This is a genomic window from Dyadobacter sp. CY343 (assembly GCF_021390335.1).
Classification (GTDB): domain Bacteria; phylum Bacteroidota; class Bacteroidia; order Cytophagales; family Spirosomataceae; genus Dyadobacter.
The window spans coordinates 224,416-241,781 of record NZ_JAJUXK010000006.1; the positions used below are offsets into that span (position 1 = coordinate 224,416).

Here is a 17,366-nt window from a genome sequence, read left to right on the forward strand (position 1 = left end):
AGATTTGAATCTCCAGGCGATAATAGTTGGTATAAAATGCTATAAAAGAGTGATGCGTTTGAGCACCACTCCATATATTTCACCCCTCAGGAGGGAAAGGATCATTGCCATAACTGTCCCGGCCACGAATCTGACCATTCCTTCCGTGAATCAACATTTCCGAACCCTGATTTGTTGCTATCTCACGTGCACGTTGAATTGCTTCCGCTTGTGTATCGGTCACAACTGTTACACGGGAATTACCCTCTCCTCTTACGCCCCAATTTCCGTTGTGGGGAACAACATGCTGGTTTTTTCCCATCTTAACTTGACTTTTTAACTGTTTGAACAAATGTTGTGCTCTTGTGAGTCTTTGCATAAGCGGCAGTTACGAACTTGCCAGTCTTTGCGCTTTTTATTACCTTCCTTGCCATTGTACACCTCCTTTCGTTAATATGATCTTTCGTACACAACCATGAGAGCAATAGATTAGTTCAACTTTATAGTTGATATTTTAGTTATTTTAGTAAATAGTTTAAACTTTAAAGGTATTCTATATAAGTTTGGCCATTTTTCAAGAATTCATCAAAGTTATTTCTACGAAAATCCACTATAAAGTTGCATATTTACCCAACATGGTCAGCAAAAACCACTTAATCACCAAAATTTTATATATTTGTGGCATCACAGGTTGAAGTGGAACAATTTTTACGAGAGTTCTTTGTTAAGTATAAAATATTTAACATTCTGTTTATCGAGAGAACTAATCCAAAAAATGCTCAAACCCTTTTACTGCTGGAAATATCACCAGCAAAACGTCGGACTATAATTGAATCACTCACATTCAAGGACTATGTTGCTGGTCCGCTAGATGATACTCTATACGGTGGTTCAAGTTTATGGGTATTTGGTAAAGCCCACCAAAAAGAAGAGTTGTACGTTAAGATTTCGCTGGGAAGACCAAATTCAAACGTGCTCTGCATATCATTTCACATAGCTGAATACAGCATGTCCTATCCATTTAAATGAACATCATGGAAAGTCCTATTACAGGTAAAGAAATGCAAGTGCGACGGGAAGTCGCCGCTTTATCGTTTAGAAAAGAAGAATTTAAAATTATTAGCCATTATTACTTTTGCGAAGACTCGGGGGAGAAATTCACCAATGATAACCTGGATAACTTAAATCTCAATCAAGTATACAATCAATATCGCGAGAAATATGGAATTCCGTTTCCTGACGAAATTCGACAGTTGAGGACAATGTATGATGTTTCAGCAAGCAAGATGTCGGAAATACTTGGTTTGGGACCAAATTCATTTCGGCTCTATGAAGCTGGTGAAATGCCATCTGTCGCTATTGGGAGATTGCTTCTGTCAATAAAGCAACCTGCCCAATTTATAAAGCAGGTCAAGGCTAGTTCACATCTTTTAACACCAAAAGAAACCGATAGATTGCTAAGAAAGGGTGAGTCGCTCATGATCGATCAAAAAAATCATGAATGGGATATAATATTGACCGACAAGATTTTCGAAAGCTCCCAACCTTGTGAATACAATGGATATCGAGTTCCAGATTTACACAAAATATCAAACATGATTTGCTATTTTAATGATGTAAAACAGATTCAACTTTATAAAACAAAATTGAACAAGCTGCTTTTTTATGCTGATTTCAATTCCTACAAGCTATCTGGATATTCAATGTCAGGCATGAAATATAGGGCAATTCAATTCGGTCCGGTTCCATCGCACTTTGATAAACTTTACATAAAGTTATGCGACGATGGGCAACTGACAGTCAATGAAAAGGACTTTGGAAATGGCTACTACGGAGACGAAATCCAAAGTAAATCTGCATTTAACGATTCATATTTTAGCAAGGTGGAGATTAGTATTTTAGAATCAGTAGCAGAAATGCTTGGTGAATTATCAACAGATGAGATTGTTAAGGAAAGCCACGAAGAAAGTGGTTGGAAAGAGAATCACGAGAGCCGTTCTTTGATTAGTTATAAATATGCCTTTGAACTAGCAAAGGCAATTAATTGCAAATTTGACATAGCTAGTGATCTCAGCAAAAAAGGTTATGAAATTGAGCATGACAGTAATTAGGATAAAATTCCTAAAGCTCAATTTAATAGGTAATACGAGCTCCGGCAGTATGGTCTTTTAGAAATTGCTCAAAAAATAAATTTAGGAAGGGGCTGGGAAATTCTTAGCCCCTTTTCATTTCCGTCTACCTAGGTATCCCTGACGACTTACTCGCCACCATAGTACGTTTCCTCAGTAAGGCGCGTACAATGCATTCTTGTTAACATCACTTGATGGAATGAATTGCAGGATTAACTTCTCCTAAAATACAAATCAACGTAAATACTTGCTTGGATGTTCACGTTGATCTGCTTCCTTACTCTGATGCGCGTGACTTAAATGCATTCCAATATTAATGTCCAATTTGCGTTGAAGCTCCTTCGCAGTAAAACCCACATCCTGCCCCTTAATCGGCACTCCGTGATAGCTGTAACTCGAATACTTCAACTTCCCCTCTTCCATCGTGAACTTACACTCAATCGCCTTCTCTTTCAACCGCCGTTCTAAATCATCCAGCGAACTACATTTCTTCTTAAAAGCCTCCCTAATAGCCAAGTTTACAAACTTCTGAGCCTCTTTCTGGTTCTCGTCAACGCGCCGTAGTTTCCCTTCTTGCAGCTTCTCTACCTTACCAAAACCAAGCTCCTGCGTAATCTCCTTACAAATCCTCACATTCCGAGCATAATTGTGCGAAGTCTCCAACGCTTTACTCCCATCTGTTGGCACTCGGTTAATGTAAATGTGTATGTGCTTGTGGGGCTTGTCATGATGCTGGTAAACAGCAATCTGGTGATCCCCGGGATCGGCGCCCATTTTGGTACAATATTGGTTAGCGGCCGCAATCATCTGCTCTTTGGTAGGGTTCTCTCCCGGCTTCCAGCTGAGCGAAGAATGCCACACCGGTCTTTTACACCGGCTGCCTGCTGCTTCTTGCTGCATTTCCAATGCAATACCTAGTGGATCGAAGGAAACAACATTGTGCAGAAGCAGCAACTCTGATTTCCCTTCAATTTCCTTCCCGTCCAAACTATATCCGGCTCCATAATTGATCGCCCCAAGGAAGCTAGATCCAATGGTTGTCTTTGCTATCATTTTTTCAAAATGCGTTTAAGTTCTTCCAAGACTTCTGTGATTGGCTTTTCGTAGAAATAGCCTTTGTTAGCGAAGGTGGCCAGCTGATTGAGGTTGGTTCCGATCCCTTGCAGATTCCGTTTTTCGTCTTTGTCAAACCTGGCTTGAACCGGATGTCCTGTTCCAAGTTTACGCAGATACTCAGACACTGATAGTCCGGCCAGGGTGGCCTTTGATTTGATTTTATTGTAGTCCTGCTGCGTGACCCGCAGCGGGATCGTTCTGTTTTTGGTTTCCCTTTTAGCCTGGCTTGGCTGACGGGTTCCTTCATGAGAATTTTCATCCATGGCGTTGATGGTTGCTTGTCGATATTGAATGTTGATGGGGTTCGGGGCGTAGCCCCGACAAGTCAAGGGAGGAACGACCGGTGTGTTTGTAACTGCAATTCGGAGCGCAGCGGAAGAATTGTAGTTACAAACACATGGCTTGCTTACCAAAGCCAAAACAAGGCGTAATAAACGAGTCGAAAATGGTCGAACTTGGTCTATTTTAGCAGAAAATACTGTACTAATTACTGATTATCAGATCCTAACGGAACCACAACAACATTTTCTTCTTTGAGGTATTGATACTCTTTACCCACTTCAATTGACTTGATATTTGCTGCTGGACGAAGAATCAAATACTTCTGAGATTTCAGTTCTCGTATCTCTGCAACCTCAATCATTTGTCGAAATGCATCGAAGTTGGGATACCGGTTTACAAACTCTGAGATCGTTTCATACTTTTCCGACTGACCAACAAAATGTGCAGTAAAGAAGACCCCTATTAATACTACCAGCGAAGGAATGAGGAATTTGCCCAAACCAAATGAGAACGCTTGCAGGTTATCCTTAAAGTGGACTGCATGTACCTGGCCTTTGATCAGTTGAGCTGCATGGCCAACCTCCTTGGTAGACTGCTGTACCGTTTGACTGAAACTGCCAAATCTGTCATTCAATTCAGTTAGTATTACGGCTGTCCATTCATCCATTTCGTAACCATACTTGGCTTGAAAACTGCCTTTAATCCGGGTCAGTTCTTCCTTAGTGATTTGTGAGCTCATCTTTAAAATGGTCGTTAAGTTCTTTTTTCAATCTCATTCTCGCACCTGTCTGGTATTCATTGATACCGTACCCTTTTCTTACTCCATCCAGAATTTGACTTCCCAAATTTGAACCCGGATCGAAATCTCCAAATGTCCGGAATCGCAAACCCAAGGCTTCGCAATTATTTTTCAATTCATCTGCCAATGCAGAGAAATTGTTAAACGTTGTGATGCTTTGCCAAACAGTCACCTCAAACTCACCCCGAAGCGCTATCAATAATTTTTGAAGGTAATCTACACTCGATGTGTAAGCACCGCCACCACCGATAACCACATGAAAATTAGCCTTGAATCCCAGCTCGTCAACAAATGCTCTGAATGGCAAATCTCTCTCAATCAAGGCAGGTAGTTGCTCAGATTCCGGAGCTCCGAAATCGAAATAGACACGATTAAATGGGGATTCTGCCAAGCTTTCCAGGTAGGACACCAAATTATCTCTAACCAAAACCTCTTTTTCGTTAAGTAGGGATACCATCTCAGTGCGCAACTCTCCGAGAAATTTAAGCTGTCGACTGGATGTGCCTGTCGAACTATCCAAATCCACAAATAGTGACTGCTCGTTGTTCTGCTCCGCCGTTCCCAACAAATAGGTAAGCAAGCTTTTGCCAACACCGCCTTTGGCTTGAAGGATGAAATTGATTTCTTTCATTTTTTAGAAAATTTAGATTTAACTTCTTTAGTTGAACTTGTAGGTAGATCATCCGGATTTGTCCAGGTTATACTTTCACTTTCAGGTGTTACCCCTGGGACCGGATGTTCTGATTTTATATTGGATGCCTTGCTAAAAGTCTGAACGCTTTCTTTAATTGCCGTCGCTCCACTTGTTTTACCTAAAAAATAGTGGCGGCAATATTTGACGTCAGTAGCTTTAATGAGATCCTTCTCACCCAATTCCTGATTGATCAATTCTGCAATCATGGACAAAGATGCGCTCATGGATATAGTGTGCTTGAAAAGATCGTAAAGCATCCGTTTTCGTTTAGGATCTTTCCTGGCATACAGGCGCAGCAGAATTTCTCTATTCATAAGCTTCTTTCTTTTGAATTAAAAAATCATTGAGATCCTTGTATTCAGCATAGAACAGGCTCATATCCACTACTCTGGAATATCCCAGTTTGAGCTGATTAGCCACTTTGAATCCAGATTGATCATTATCAAGAAATAAGAATTTAGAGTCGTGTTCAGCCAAATGCGCTGATGCCTTTCCTAACAGAGACAAGGAATTAAGAACTAAAAAATTCGCATCGGCCACATGAAAAACCGGCAGCATCACATAGGACAGAAAATCCATGAAACCCTCAAAAATCAACAGATTGATGCCGTTATTTTCTATGAAGGAATTGTCCTTCGGCGCAATACAGGATTTGAAACCGTTGCTCCGGATTTCATAACCACCTGATTGATTTTTAAAAGCAATTCCTTTGAAAACCTGACCGTTATTCGAGTAGGTTAGCTCTTTACAATACGTTCGGGCAACGTCAATAGAAACTCCACGCAGGTTGAGATAAGTAATCAAGCCATCATCCTGCATGTAACCTGCATTCACTATACGCAGCTTAGTTTTACCTCCCGATGTTGGAGCCTGCGCCGTTTTTTGCGGGTGAAAAGAAGAAAAACCACCAGTTATTAGCCTGATCACCTCTTTCACATCCTCTGTTTTGAAAATTTTGCAAGCCAAGTCTATCAACGTGCCGCCAACACCGCTGCCGTGGTCATACCACAGATTTTTAGTGGTGTCAACTTTAAGTGAGGGATGCACTTCCAAATCTCTTATCATACTGACATACCAATAGTTATGACCCTTTTTAATAGTAGGCTGGAATCCATTTTGATTCAAAAAACCTACTATGCTGTATTGCTGATTTAATTCTTTTGCATTCATATCTTTTTCTTTTTTCACCCGCACTTGTTCCGTTCCGTTCCATGTTCCACACGTTCCACTTGTTCCATTTTGCTAAAAAATATTGTTATCTATTTGACTATCAACTTGTTCCATTTTTGAGCAAATTTTTGAGCGAAAAATGTGGAACAAATGGAATTTTGGAACTTTTGGAACGAATGGAACAAACGGAACGAGATGGAACATCTGAGATCAAATGGAATTAATGGAACGGGTGGAACGAACGGAACTTTGGAACAAATGGAATTTTTGAAACAAGTGGAACAAAACCGAACTAGCCGAGTTCAATTGCCTGGTATTGCCATTTCATCGAACATTTTTTCACAATCCCCTCTCATAAACAAGGAGGGGTTGTGAGAAAAATGTGGACTTGTTACAGGCCATTTATTCGTTTAGCCAGCGATGGATCGTCCCTTTACCCCTATTCAATATTTTCGCAATCTGCTCAATGGTCTTTCCTTGATCCCGAAGCTCTCGTGCTAGGTCTTTCTGCTCCTCTTTCACAGGCATTACCTCCGTGCCTATATGTTGTGCTTCATCAATGTTGTCCTGGACAAATTCAAACCAAAGCGTTTCAGGATTCAACCGGATGAGCTTAGCGCCGTCTGTCTCTTCGCAATGCCTGGATTTGGAGCGCTTGAAGATCCGATATTGGATATCTTGTTTGCTTTTCCGCAAGAACATATCGCTATCTGTCAAATCCGACTTCACTCCCGACCCGCTTTGCAGATCACTATCAGTTAACAAATTCCTGGTATGCTTGCGTGTATGATCCGTGATGATGATCGTCGTGTCAAGTAAATCCCGCAGCATTAAAATCAAGTGCATCGCCTTTGCAACTTCCTTTCCGTTATTGGTATCGGAATTCAGGAAAGCGACCCTAAAATTGTCGAGGACAATCAGAACCGGCTTGTGGACTTTTGACATCTCAATTATTGCCTGAGCTTCTTCTTCCAGACCCTTTTTAGTTGTGTAAACGTAACTTTGATAGTTAGAGAACCTAATCTCCTCTGGTGGTGCATCAAATAGCCTGGCCAACCTACGACTAATCGTATCTTCACTTAATTCACAATTGATGAACAATGTGTTTCCATGATATTCTATTGGTTCATTCCAGAGTGAAGACCATTCTGAGGAAATGGCAATGCAGGCTTGAAGCCCTAAGAGTGTTTTCCCTGTTCCGCGTTCGGCTGCGAAGATTACCGAGGAATTTTCCAAGACATAGTTTCCCAACAAACGTCTGAGGGGAGCAAGTGTCCTTCCTTTGACCGCAAGATTCTCCATTTTATTTAAGGAAGATTTATGTAAAATCTTTCCTTCCAAATGGTTGTGAAAACCATTCAGGGCTGCTATTTTTGTCATACAATTTTTTTAAGATTTTATTTAAGGGGTAATGCGTTCGAGGCATTATCCCTTTTTCTTTGATTTGTTATTTGAGTACATGTAATTCAACACCTCGGATTTTACGAAATAAAGTCTTCGGTGAAGCCTGCGATATGGTAACCCATCCTTCTGCCACTGATTAAGCGTCACCAGTGAGATGTCCAGCTCCTTTGCCATTTGGGCTCGGGATAAGAGTCTTTCATCGCCACCGGACATCTGATCAGCCTTCGGGCTAAAAGCATTCTTAAATTCTTCTTGAATCACCTGTCTGGTAAAGTTTTTTAGCTCGTCAAATTCAATTACTACTAGCTTGGTCATGGCACATTTGTTTTTGATTGATAATGGCAAATGTTGGGGCAGAGGAGTCGAAAAAGCAAGTATGAAAAAGTATGAACTTTGCTTTAACTGGTATTAAATGCATCCAGACGCTGTTTAGGCGTATTTTGATTAATCTCATGGAAAAGCGAGAAAAAGCAAAATTTCCGATATGAGATAAGAAAGGGTAAAGTTGGCAGGAAGAATTTGCCGGAAAATGGCGATTGAAACAGTGGTGGTAGTTGTCTTTCTTGGCATTCCTGGACGCTATATGGATCCAAGGAAATAGAATACTTTACTGCAGAAGATACGGGATGTTGGCGAAACTGTAAACCAGAGTGTAAACCAAACAAAAAACCGCTTGATAATTTTAAGATTATCAAGCGGTTAGCTTTGCATTCTGTGGTGATGGACGGAATCGAACCGCCGACACAAGGATTTTCAGTCCTTTGCTCTACCGACTGAGCTACATCACCAGGCTCAATTGGTTCCCTTTGGGACTGCAAAACTAGAAGTTTGGTTTTGCTTTACAAATTATTTGTGAAAATATTTCTGCGATATTATTGTGTCCGTAAGTATTAAGCTGAAAATCTTTCTGTTATAAAATCGACGGCATATTTATTTTAAAACCATTTGCTTCAAAACACATTTTTGCCATATTTGCTATGGTATGCTTGCATACTAATTTACGCGCAAATTCACCATTTATATATGGCAGTATTACAGCAAGTTATCTTTATCGTTCTCCTGGCAGGCGTTTCGTTGCTGGTTTACAGGCGGGCTAATCTGATCCGGCGAACTATACTGATTGGCAAAGATGAAGACCGCACCGACGAACCAGGCAAACGGCTGGCTACGATGCTACGAGTGGCATTCGGGCAAAAGAAAATGTTCGACCGGCCACTGATTGGTTTCCTACATTTTGCCGTCTACATTGGTTTTATCCTCATCAATATCGAAGTTCTTGAAATTATCCTCGATGGTATCCTCGGGAAACACAGGGTCTTCGCCCCTATTCTCGGCGGTTTTTATAGTTATCTGATCGGCTTTTTCGAAATACTTGCATTCGGCGTTCTGGCTGCGTGTGTCATATTTCTAATACGAAGAAGCGGCGTAAAAGTTGAAAGATTCCAGCCTGAAAGACACCGGGAAATGAGCGGCTGGCCACAGCTCGACGGTAAAATAATCCTCGTTTTTGAGATCGTACTAATGCTGGCAATCCTGACCATGAATGCGGCGGACAGTGTGTTGCAGGAAATGGGAAATCCGCATTATGCGCAGACGGGCAGTTTTGTGATCAGTCAGTTTTTTAAACCTTTATTCACCGGCTGGAACGAGAATACCCTTGTGATCTACGAGCGTTTTGCGTGGTGGTTGCACATTGCCGGGATTTTCGCTTTCGCGGTTTACCTCACCTACTCAAAGCATTTGCATATTGTCCTCGCTTTCCCGAATACCTATTTTTCGAGGCTGTCGCCGAAAGGGAAAATGATCAATATGCCTGAAATTACGAGCGAGGTGAAAGTAATGCTGGGGCTGGAAAATCAGAATGCAGAATCGGTAGTGCCGGAGCGTTTTGGGGCGAAGGATGTGATGGATCTGAGTTGGAAAAACCTGATGGACGCGTATTCATGCACAGAATGCGGCCGGTGTACCGAAGCGTGCCCTGCCAATATCACCGGCAAAAAGCTATCGCCGCGCAAGATTATGATGGATACCCGCGATCGCCTCGAAGATGTGGGCCGGAATATGCAGGCAAATGGCGGAGAATTTGTGCCGGATAACAAAGCCCTGATTGGCGATTATATTCTGGAAGAAGAGATACTGGCCTGCACGACCTGCAATGCGTGCGTGCAGGAATGCCCGGTGCTGATCAATCCGCTGGATATTATTTTGCAGCTGCGGCGGTATAAGGTAATGGACGAGGCGCAGGCGCCCGGCTCCTGGAATATGATGTTCCAGAATCTGGATACTAATCAGGCACCGTGGAAATTCTCTCCAGCAGATCGTTTTAACTGGGCCGAGGGAGTTAAGTAAGGCTTTTAACTGGACTAAACGTCCTGGATTTTATGGATCAAGAAGTATATAAAGTGCCTACAATGGCCGAAATGGCTGCCAGCAATGAAACACCCGAAGTTTTGTTCTGGGTAGGCTGCGCCGGATCTTTTGACGATCGCTATAAAAGAGTGACTGTGGCTTTTGTCAAGATACTAAACAAGGCAAAAGTGAAATTCGCTGTACTCGGCACGGAGGAAAGCTGCACAGGCGACCCTGCGCGGCGGGCTGGAAATGAGTTTACATTTCAAATGCTCGCAATGTCAAACATTCAGGTGCTTGATATGTATGGGGTTAAAAAGATCGTAACTGCCTGCCCGCATTGTTTTAATACTTTGAAAAACGAATATCCCGAGCTGGGCGGCAATTATGAAGTGCTGCACCACTCTGAATATTTACAGCAACTTATTAACGAAGGAAGAGTGAGGCCTGAGAATGGGGAAACTTTCAAAGGCAAAAAAGTCACTTTTCACGATTCGTGCTACCTGGGTCGCGCGAATGACATTTATGAAGCGCCGAGACAGGTTTTGGAAGCGCTGGACGCCGATTTGACCGAAATGAAAAGGTCAAAAGTAAAAGGACTTTGCTGCGGAGCGGGTGGCGGACAGATGTTCAAGGAACCCGAAAAAGGAAGGAAAGATATTAATATCGAGCGGATCGAAGAAGCGCTGGCTACCGGCGCCGATACTATTGCAGTAGCCTGTCCGTTTTGTATGATTATGATGACCGACGGGCTTAAAAATAAAGAAAAAGAGGATTCAGTGAAGATATTTGATATTGCCGAACTGGTCGCGCAGGCGAACGGGCTCTGAGTTAGAGGGTATTCTTGAGAACTTAGTCGCTCCGGCTGTTGTTGAAAAATACGAGCCTAAGGCTCTTTTAATTTGCTTAACATTTTTAGTATGTACATTCCATTTAGCGATATCGATCTTCAATCCAGAGTTTGGGTTTATCAGGCAAACCGAAAACTGACCGACTCTGAAACCGGCATTATCACAGAAACTTTAAAAGCATCGCTGGATTCGTGGGAAGCGCACGGAAAGGCGCTGACAGCCTCGGGAAAGATATTTGAGCACCGTTTTGTAGTAATTGCGGTAGACGAAAGGAATGAGCTACCGAGCGGCTGCTCGATCGACAAATCTGTGCATTGGTTACAGGAAATAGGAAATCGCATGCAAATTGATTTCTTCGACAGGTCACTTGCCTATTTTGACAATCATGGAGAAGTACAAACCATACCTGTTGCCAAAATAAAAGCATCGGTGCAGGATGAAATCATTCAGCCTTCCACAACTGTTTTCGATAATCAGGTAGCCACAAAGGCGCAATGGATGAACCGCTGGAAAATTCCCGCTTCCAATTCCTGGCTGAACCGTTATTTCAAAGAGCAGACCAATTTTTAGTAAAAATGGATAGTTTTGAAAGTTCAATAGCCGATCTCAAATGAAGTTTTCCGGAATTTTTGCCGTTTTATTGCTTTGCCTGTCTCTGGTTTCCTGTGATGATAGTATTGTTTATAAAGCACATGAAGATATTGATGACGGACTTTGGTATATCAAGAACAAACCTTCATTTAAAGTAGAGATAACGGACACCACGCAGGTCTATAATCTGTATTATTTGCTGAGAAACACACTTCAATACCCCTATTACAATTTATATCTCACCCGGAATTTCACCGGCCCTGGTCAAAAACTGATTTCTAATACGCTGGAAGAAGTGTATTTGTCGAATGAAGTTACGGGCAAGCCTTATGGCCACGGACTAGGTGATCTTTTTGACCATAAAATACCTTTCCTGAAAAATTACCGCTTTTCGAAAGCTGGCATTTACACGATCACCCTATCACAATCGATGCGGCAAAATCCGCTGCCTTTTGTAATGAGTGTAGGTATTAGTGTTGAGAAAGTCAAAGCCAAAGAGTAATTACTAAACCGCGGGCGCATTGCCGGGATGAATTGGAGAAGTGCTTTCCGGTTTCTTTCTTGGCTTGTTACGGTACCGCCGGTAAGGCTTTTTCTTAAACTCCTGAACCGGTTGCTGCCGCTGAATTTCTTCTCTTTCCTCTGACACCTCGTGTACCGGCTCGCCGAGCAGAAAACCGTAAGGTTCCAGGCTTGGAATCGTGTCCATGATTACTTTCAGAATCGCTGTTACCGGCAAGGCTAAGATTAATCCGGAAAGTCCCCATAGCTGCCCGCCCAGGAATAAGGCGACAATAGCAGCCAGCGGATTCACACTTACTTTCGACCCGACTATATTAGGTGTAATAAAATTGCCTTCCAGAAACTGCACAAAGCTCATAATACCGATAACGCCGACTGCATACCAAGGAGAATCCATCGTGACAATACTCAGTAATGCAGGCAGTACCGAGCCAATCAGAATTCCGATATAAGGTATTAAAATAAGGAAACCAGCCAGAAAGCCAAAGAAAATAGCGTGAGGAATCCCGAGTAGCAGCAAGCCAATGCTATTTAAAACCCCAACTATTAATATTACCAGAAACAGACCGGACAGGTAACTTTGGATCACTTCATAGATTTTTCTCAATAAAAGATTCAGATCCTCATTAGGAACATTCTTCACTGCTTTATGTACGAACATCCTGAAAAAGTCGCGGTAGAGCATGAAAAAGAAAATGTACAGCGGGATTAAAACGAATGTGGAAATAGCGCCGGTTGTCGTTACAAGCGTGTTTAACAAGAATGCGCGGCCTTCGGTCAAAGCATTCACCAGATATTTCTTTCCTTCACTTACCTGCTGGGTACGGCTGATATTGAGGTACCTCTCCCCCATTGCCAGCGTCTGGTCCATGATAATCTCCGCTTTTTCGGTAATGCGCGGCAGCTCCTCGGCGAAGCTTCCGATCTGGATCGAAACGACGTATAGCAGGATCACGATGACGACAAACAGGATCAGGATACTAATCAGAATTGCGCCTATTCGTGGTACCCTGCGCCTTTCCAGCCATGCACAAACGGGATAGAGCAGAATGGCGAGAAGAATGGAGAATGCAAGCGGAATGATTGTTTCGCGAAGCACAAAAAGAATGTATACCGTCGCGATGAGCGCAACGAGTGTACTTGCTAACTTTATGTAAATCGGGGTTTCTCTATCTTTGTCAGGAAGAGGGCGTAATGTTGAACTCATGAATAAATTAATGTATGTATGGTTTGCTGTCAAGACACTGTTTTGTACTTGCCAGTCGGATCACAAAGTCAACAATTTCGAGAAAGTACGATCTCAATACAAAATTAGCAAAATAGGCAAGCTTCCCAGCCTGATATCTGAAAGTTCAGGCTTGGCCAGGTCCAGTAACGAGCACATTTTCTGGTCACATAACGATAGCGGCGGAAAGGCAGCGCTTTACGGATTTGATCTTAATGGCAAACTTGTTTCAATAAAAACCATACCGCAGGCAAAAAACGTCGACTGGGAAGATCTGGCAGAAGATAAGGTCGGGAATATCTATATTGGTGATTTCGGAAACAATTCAAATACCCGCTCCACTTTGGAGATCTACAAGTTCAGTACGCTTGACTCCACTACCCAGGTGATCAAATTTAAATATGCAGAGCAGCAACGGAATAAGAGCCGCATTTTTGACTCAGAAGCATTTTTTCATTATAAAGACAACCTATATCTTTTTTCCAAAAACTGGGAGAAAGGTGAGATTGGGAAAATGTATCAGCTTTCTGACAAAGCCGGCGACTATACGGTAAATGCGTCAGACAGCATTCCGATTGACAGCCAGGTTACTTCGGCGGATATCAGCCCCGACGGTAAACGATTTGCATTGTTGACTTACGGTAAAGTGCTCTTGTTTGAAGTCTCCGGTGAGGGTATTAATTTTAAGAAGCCGCTGGGTTGTTTTCGTTTGGTAAAAAAGCAGAACGAAGCGATCCTTTTTTTGAACAATACCGATATGCTGGTTACAAATGAGCAGGGGGATATGTACCGTATTACTTATCGTTGATATTAAGTTTGTGTTAATATTGGCGGGATGCATGTAATCTGAACATCACATATTCTAATTTCGAACCGCGTTTTAATCATAAAAACAATGAGCACCACGAAATCCGCTGTTTCAGCACCGAAAGTACTAGTAGTGGATGATGATTCAGATATCGTTGAACTCCTCGAATATAATTTAACTAAGGAAGGCTACTCTGTTCAAACAGCCTCAAATGGCAGGAAAGCTATCGAGACAGCCAAGACATTTTTACCCGATCTGATCCTTCTTGATATTATGATGCCGCAGCTCGACGGTATTGAAACCGGCCGGATCCTGCGCCAAAATCCTGATATTAAAAATACTTATATCCTGTTTCTGACTGCACGCTCGGAAGAGTATTCTGAGGTAGCTGCATTTGACGTGGGCGCGGACGATTATATTACCAAGCCGATCAAGCCAAGAGCTTTGATGAGCCGCATTAATGCATTGTTCCGCCGGGAAGCTCAAAAAGCTGAATCCGGAGATACGATCGAAATCCTGGACTTGTCCATTAACCGCAAAAATTACACGGTTACGCAGGCTGGCGAAAAAGCGACGGTACTTCCTAAAAAGGAATTTGAACTGCTATTCTTCCTGGCACAGACGCCTAATAAAGTATTCAGCCGGGACGAATTATTGCAAAAGATCTGGGGCGCGGATATTTATGTCCTGGAAAGAACAGTGGACGTACATATCAGAAAGCTGCGCGAAAAACTGGGCGATAACTATATTAAAACGCTCAAAGGAGTTGGTTACATGTTCAGTAACGAGCCCGCCTGATCATTTTTCAATAGTAGCGGGGTCAATTTCGGGCTCCTCGTCTTTTTGCTTGTTTTTGTCACGTTTCCGACGAAAAGCCAGCTTGATATTCACTTCTCCATTTTCATCAATAGCCCTTAGAAAAATCTTGGAGCCGCCTTTTTTCTCTTCATTATTAGGGTCAAGAACGTAGGTAGAATCCCGCTTTTTCAGATTACTGAGCGGGATTTGAATATTAATATCCGTTTTATTCCCGAAGCTGTAAATACCGTCGAGGTACAACGTGAGTACATTGGATTCGATCTCCATAGGAGCAATTTCTATCTCCTGACCTCGCAGCCTAATATCATTTCGAATAGGCGCAAACTTGACGCGCTCGAAATTCCGCTTTTTGAAAATCAGCTTTTTCATTTTCATGAAAGGCTCAAAATCAATGATATAACCATTGGTAAGGTCAAAATGCAGATCGCCTTTCATTGACGAAGGAATCAGTCTCACATTGTTATTCAAATTGGCTTCAAATTTGAAATCAGTATTGAGGATACCTTTAAGATTGTCGCTTGTAATCGTTTTTTGCCCGAAATTATCGAACGAACTAAATACCGAATGCACATCCGCATTTGAAACCCTGCCGCTCACTGCCAGCCGAGGCTGCCCTTTTCCTGAATTATCCATCACGCCTGACACCCGGAAATTTCCACGTCCAAATGCCTTCATGACAAAGTATTCGATCGAAACCGCGTTTTCTTTAATAGTAAACTGACCCTTCACATCGCGCGCCGTAAAAAGCCGGTATTGCAGTTCCTTTGCATCTAATTTAGCGACTACCTCCATTTTGTCGATCGCATTGTCGAGCAAATCAGCAAGTTTGAGTTTCTGTCTTTTTTTCGTACTCACATTCGTCCTGGCGGCAAAAAGGCTTTCCAGCCAGGTCACCTTCCACTTGGGAATGTTAATATCCACATTGGCGCGCAGTGGCTTCGGAGAACCGAACAGATAAGGGATCAGATCCAGCAGCTGGCCGCGCAGATAGAGCATATTGTGCCCATCATGAAAATGCAGATCCTTAAAAACCACCGCTTTTTCATTAAATGTAAAATCTCCATTGATCCTGGACAGCTTCACCTTTCTGGGTACATAGTCCATCGCGATATTGTTGAGAGAAGCTTTTCCAATTATCTTCCCGTCAAACCTGTCCTTTGCCGAATTATAGAAATTTTTCAGGCTTCCGTTAAAATGGAAGTCGATCTTCGCTGTGCCGGATTTGAACTTATAGCGCGTCTCGTCGAGTAATGCGCCGAGGTTAGTGGAATCTGCATCGACTCTACCATCCAAAACTGCTCTTGGGTTCTCGAAATTTTTAACCGAAAATTTGAATGTGAAAGGGATTTTTTCAAAAAGCCCCGTAACCTTGGGAGCAATGAGGGTCGAGTTCCAAATTTCAGGAACGCGCGTAGTATCCGCCTGATTAGTAAACTTTCCGGCAGCTTTCAGGTTTCGCAGCACACCCACCGGCAACTCGTAATTGAATGTATCTGTTTCAAATTCAACATCTACCCTCGCCTTATTCTGTGACGCCAGCTGGCCTATTACCTTCACCTTCGTGTCCACCTTCGCCTGAATTCCAAGCGAATCAATTTGGTTTCTCAACCGCTTGGTTAACAGCGGCACAGCATCTTTTACTGCAATTTTATTAGCCGTAAAATTCATACTGAAATTTCTGATCGTATCTGAAAAATCAAAATCTCCCGTGATCCCTATCTTATCGCGGGTAGCACTTTCAAGGATCGAGGGGTGGATATTTAATTTCTTTTCATCGGAATCGTATGCGAGTGCCAACGCGATATTAGTCTCCTGATTGACCAGAAATCCACCCTTTTCGGGTTTGAATGTAAGCCCTTTAAACAAAACAGAACCCGCAAAGCTGGCATTAGTAGTTGTATCTGTCAGCGTGATGATATTGGTAGCATCATGGAAAAGCGCGCCGTAGTATTTCTTTTTGACCGAATCAGCAAAAGCGACACTGAAATTGATAAATCTCAGGTTTCCAAGTTTATCCAGAATATCCCCGTTCCCTTCCTTTTTATCCTTCTTCTTTTTATTTCCGGATTGAAAAATAGTGAGGTTGGAATAACCGTCGCGCATCGTGAACATATTCAGCGAACCATCCTGCAACACTAGGTTTTTTACCCGGATATTTCCTTTATAAAATCCTTTCAGATCAAGGGCAACATGCAGCAGCTCAGCTTCCAGAAAGGGTTTATTATGCTTTTGATAGAGACTATCGGTCAGCCGTACTTTCGACAATGTAAAGTTCAGCCCCAGTCCGCCGTAAAAAGGCCGGAATTTGAAATCTCCTATTTCGAGATTTCCATTCAGGTTTTCATTCACTATTTCCTGTACACTCCGGAATATTTTTTCTCGGTTACGATACACCCAGATTTCGACAGCAGCGAAAATAAAAATAGCGCAAAGGGCAACGATCCCGAAGATTTTTAGAACTCTTGCAAACATGAACCGAGGGGTTTAACGCAATACTTGACAGCAGGCATGGATTGAGCCGACCCTGCTACCATATACGTTTATTAATAGTGTGCCAGCTTCTATGCATCAACCAAGTCTGGTTACTTAAAGGTTCATCTTCGCTATTCAAGGCAAAAAATCGTAGTT

At 42.4% G+C, this 17,366-nt stretch carries 19 protein-coding genes and 1 tRNA gene; 8 read left to right on the forward strand and 12 right to left on the reverse strand.

Features of this window, described 5'->3' with window-relative positions:
* Window positions 1-79 precede the first annotated feature (79 nt).
* The gene (locus tag LZG94_RS20805) at window positions 80-358 is read right to left on the reverse strand and encodes a DUF2188 domain-containing protein (RefSeq protein ID WP_233793696.1); all 279 of its coding nucleotides are present in this window, start codon (window positions 356-358) and stop codon (window positions 80-82) included.
* Between the two features lie 299 nt (window positions 359-657).
* Between LZG94_RS20805 and LZG94_RS20810 the strand changes: the two genes are divergently transcribed.
* Window positions 658-1,008, forward strand: coding sequence for a hypothetical protein (locus LZG94_RS20810; RefSeq protein WP_233793697.1), 351 nt, complete (start codon window positions 658-660; stop codon window positions 1,006-1,008).
* A gap of 5 nt (window positions 1,009-1,013) precedes the next feature.
* Window positions 1,014-2,090, forward strand: a complete 1,077-nt coding sequence (locus LZG94_RS20815) for a type II toxin-antitoxin system antitoxin SocA domain-containing protein (RefSeq protein WP_233793698.1) — start codon at window positions 1,014-1,016, stop codon at window positions 2,088-2,090.
* A gap of 252 nt (window positions 2,091-2,342) precedes the next feature.
* On the opposite strand, the gene LZG94_RS20820 is transcribed toward LZG94_RS20815, so the two are convergent.
* The 9 genes from LZG94_RS20820 to LZG94_RS20860 all read right to left on the reverse strand — a co-directional run bounded on the left by LZG94_RS20820 (window position 2,343) and on the right by LZG94_RS20860 (window position 8,361).
* Window positions 2,343-3,161, reverse strand: coding sequence for a relaxase/mobilization nuclease domain-containing protein (locus LZG94_RS20820; protein ID WP_233793699.1), 819 nt, complete (start codon window positions 3,159-3,161; stop codon window positions 2,343-2,345).
* On the reverse strand, window positions 3,158-3,487 hold the full coding sequence (locus LZG94_RS20825; RefSeq protein ID WP_233793700.1) for a plasmid mobilization protein: 330 nt from the start codon (window positions 3,485-3,487) through the stop codon (window positions 3,158-3,160). The genes LZG94_RS20820 and LZG94_RS20825 overlap by 4 nt, the downstream gene beginning before the upstream one ends.
* Window positions 3,488-3,711: 224 nt before the next feature.
* On the reverse strand, window positions 3,712-4,245 hold the full coding sequence (locus tag LZG94_RS20830) for a hypothetical protein (protein WP_233793701.1): 534 nt from the start codon (window positions 4,243-4,245) through the stop codon (window positions 3,712-3,714).
* Window positions 4,226-4,936, reverse strand: a complete 711-nt coding sequence (locus LZG94_RS20835) for a hypothetical protein (RefSeq protein WP_233793703.1) — start codon at window positions 4,934-4,936, stop codon at window positions 4,226-4,228. Before LZG94_RS20835 ends, LZG94_RS20830 begins: the two co-directional genes overlap by 20 nt.
* Complete coding sequence (locus LZG94_RS20840; protein WP_233793704.1) at window positions 4,933-5,313, reverse strand: hypothetical protein; 381 nt, start codon at window positions 5,311-5,313, stop codon at window positions 4,933-4,935. The genes LZG94_RS20835 and LZG94_RS20840 overlap by 4 nt, the downstream gene beginning before the upstream one ends.
* A complete protein-coding gene (locus tag LZG94_RS20845; RefSeq protein WP_233793706.1) occupies window positions 5,306-6,169 on the reverse strand; it encodes a toprim domain-containing protein in 864 nt (287 codons plus the stop codon). Before LZG94_RS20845 ends, LZG94_RS20840 begins: the two co-directional genes overlap by 8 nt.
* Window positions 6,170-6,571: 402 nt before the next feature.
* Complete coding sequence (locus LZG94_RS20850) at window positions 6,572-7,549, reverse strand: AAA family ATPase (RefSeq protein WP_233793707.1); 978 nt, start codon at window positions 7,547-7,549, stop codon at window positions 6,572-6,574.
* Between the two features lie 45 nt (window positions 7,550-7,594).
* The gene (locus tag LZG94_RS20855) at window positions 7,595-7,888 is read right to left on the reverse strand and encodes a hypothetical protein (RefSeq protein ID WP_233793708.1); all 294 of its coding nucleotides are present in this window, start codon (window positions 7,886-7,888) and stop codon (window positions 7,595-7,597) included.
* Window positions 7,889-8,288: 400 nt separating this feature from the next.
* Window positions 8,289-8,361 (reverse strand) — tRNA-Phe (locus tag LZG94_RS20860).
* A 235-nt stretch (window positions 8,362-8,596) separates the two neighbouring features.
* On the opposite strand from LZG94_RS20860, the gene LZG94_RS20865 reads away from it, so the two are divergent.
* From LZG94_RS20865 to LZG94_RS20880, 4 genes are all read left to right on the forward strand, one after another.
* Complete coding sequence (locus LZG94_RS20865) at window positions 8,597-9,922, forward strand: (Fe-S)-binding protein (protein WP_233793710.1); 1,326 nt, start codon at window positions 8,597-8,599, stop codon at window positions 9,920-9,922.
* A gap of 32 nt (window positions 9,923-9,954) precedes the next feature.
* Window positions 9,955-10,752, forward strand: a complete 798-nt coding sequence (locus LZG94_RS20870) for a (Fe-S)-binding protein (RefSeq protein WP_233793711.1) — start codon at window positions 9,955-9,957, stop codon at window positions 10,750-10,752.
* 90 nt (window positions 10,753-10,842) lie between these two features.
* On the forward strand, window positions 10,843-11,343 hold the full coding sequence (locus LZG94_RS20875; RefSeq protein ID WP_233793712.1) for a hypothetical protein: 501 nt from the start codon (window positions 10,843-10,845) through the stop codon (window positions 11,341-11,343).
* 40 nt (window positions 11,344-11,383) lie between these two features.
* Entirely contained in the window at window positions 11,384-11,866 is a 483-nt protein-coding gene (locus tag LZG94_RS20880) for a gliding motility lipoprotein GldH (protein ID WP_233793713.1), read from the forward strand.
* 3 nt (window positions 11,867-11,869) lie between these two features.
* Here LZG94_RS20880 and LZG94_RS20885 read toward each other — a convergent pair whose 3' ends face one another.
* The gene (locus LZG94_RS20885) at window positions 11,870-13,093 is read right to left on the reverse strand and encodes an AI-2E family transporter (RefSeq protein ID WP_233793714.1); all 1,224 of its coding nucleotides are present in this window, start codon (window positions 13,091-13,093) and stop codon (window positions 11,870-11,872) included.
* On the opposite strand from LZG94_RS20885, the gene LZG94_RS20890 reads away from it, so the two are divergent.
* Together LZG94_RS20890 and LZG94_RS20895 are read left to right on the forward strand one after the other, a co-directional pair.
* Window positions 13,092-13,919, forward strand: a complete 828-nt coding sequence (locus LZG94_RS20890; protein WP_233793715.1) for a hypothetical protein — start codon at window positions 13,092-13,094, stop codon at window positions 13,917-13,919. The genes LZG94_RS20885 and LZG94_RS20890 overlap by 2 nt on opposite strands.
* Window positions 13,920-14,006: 87 nt before the next feature.
* Window positions 14,007-14,717 (forward strand): response regulator transcription factor, encoded by a 711-nt coding sequence (locus tag LZG94_RS20895; RefSeq protein ID WP_215235023.1) that lies wholly within the window; start codon window positions 14,007-14,009, stop codon window positions 14,715-14,717.
* On the opposite strand, the gene LZG94_RS20900 is transcribed toward LZG94_RS20895, so the two are convergent.
* Entirely contained in the window at window positions 14,718-17,210 is a 2,493-nt protein-coding gene (locus LZG94_RS20900) for an AsmA-like C-terminal region-containing protein (protein ID WP_233793716.1), read from the reverse strand.
* Between the last annotated feature and the right edge of the window lie 156 nt (window positions 17,211-17,366).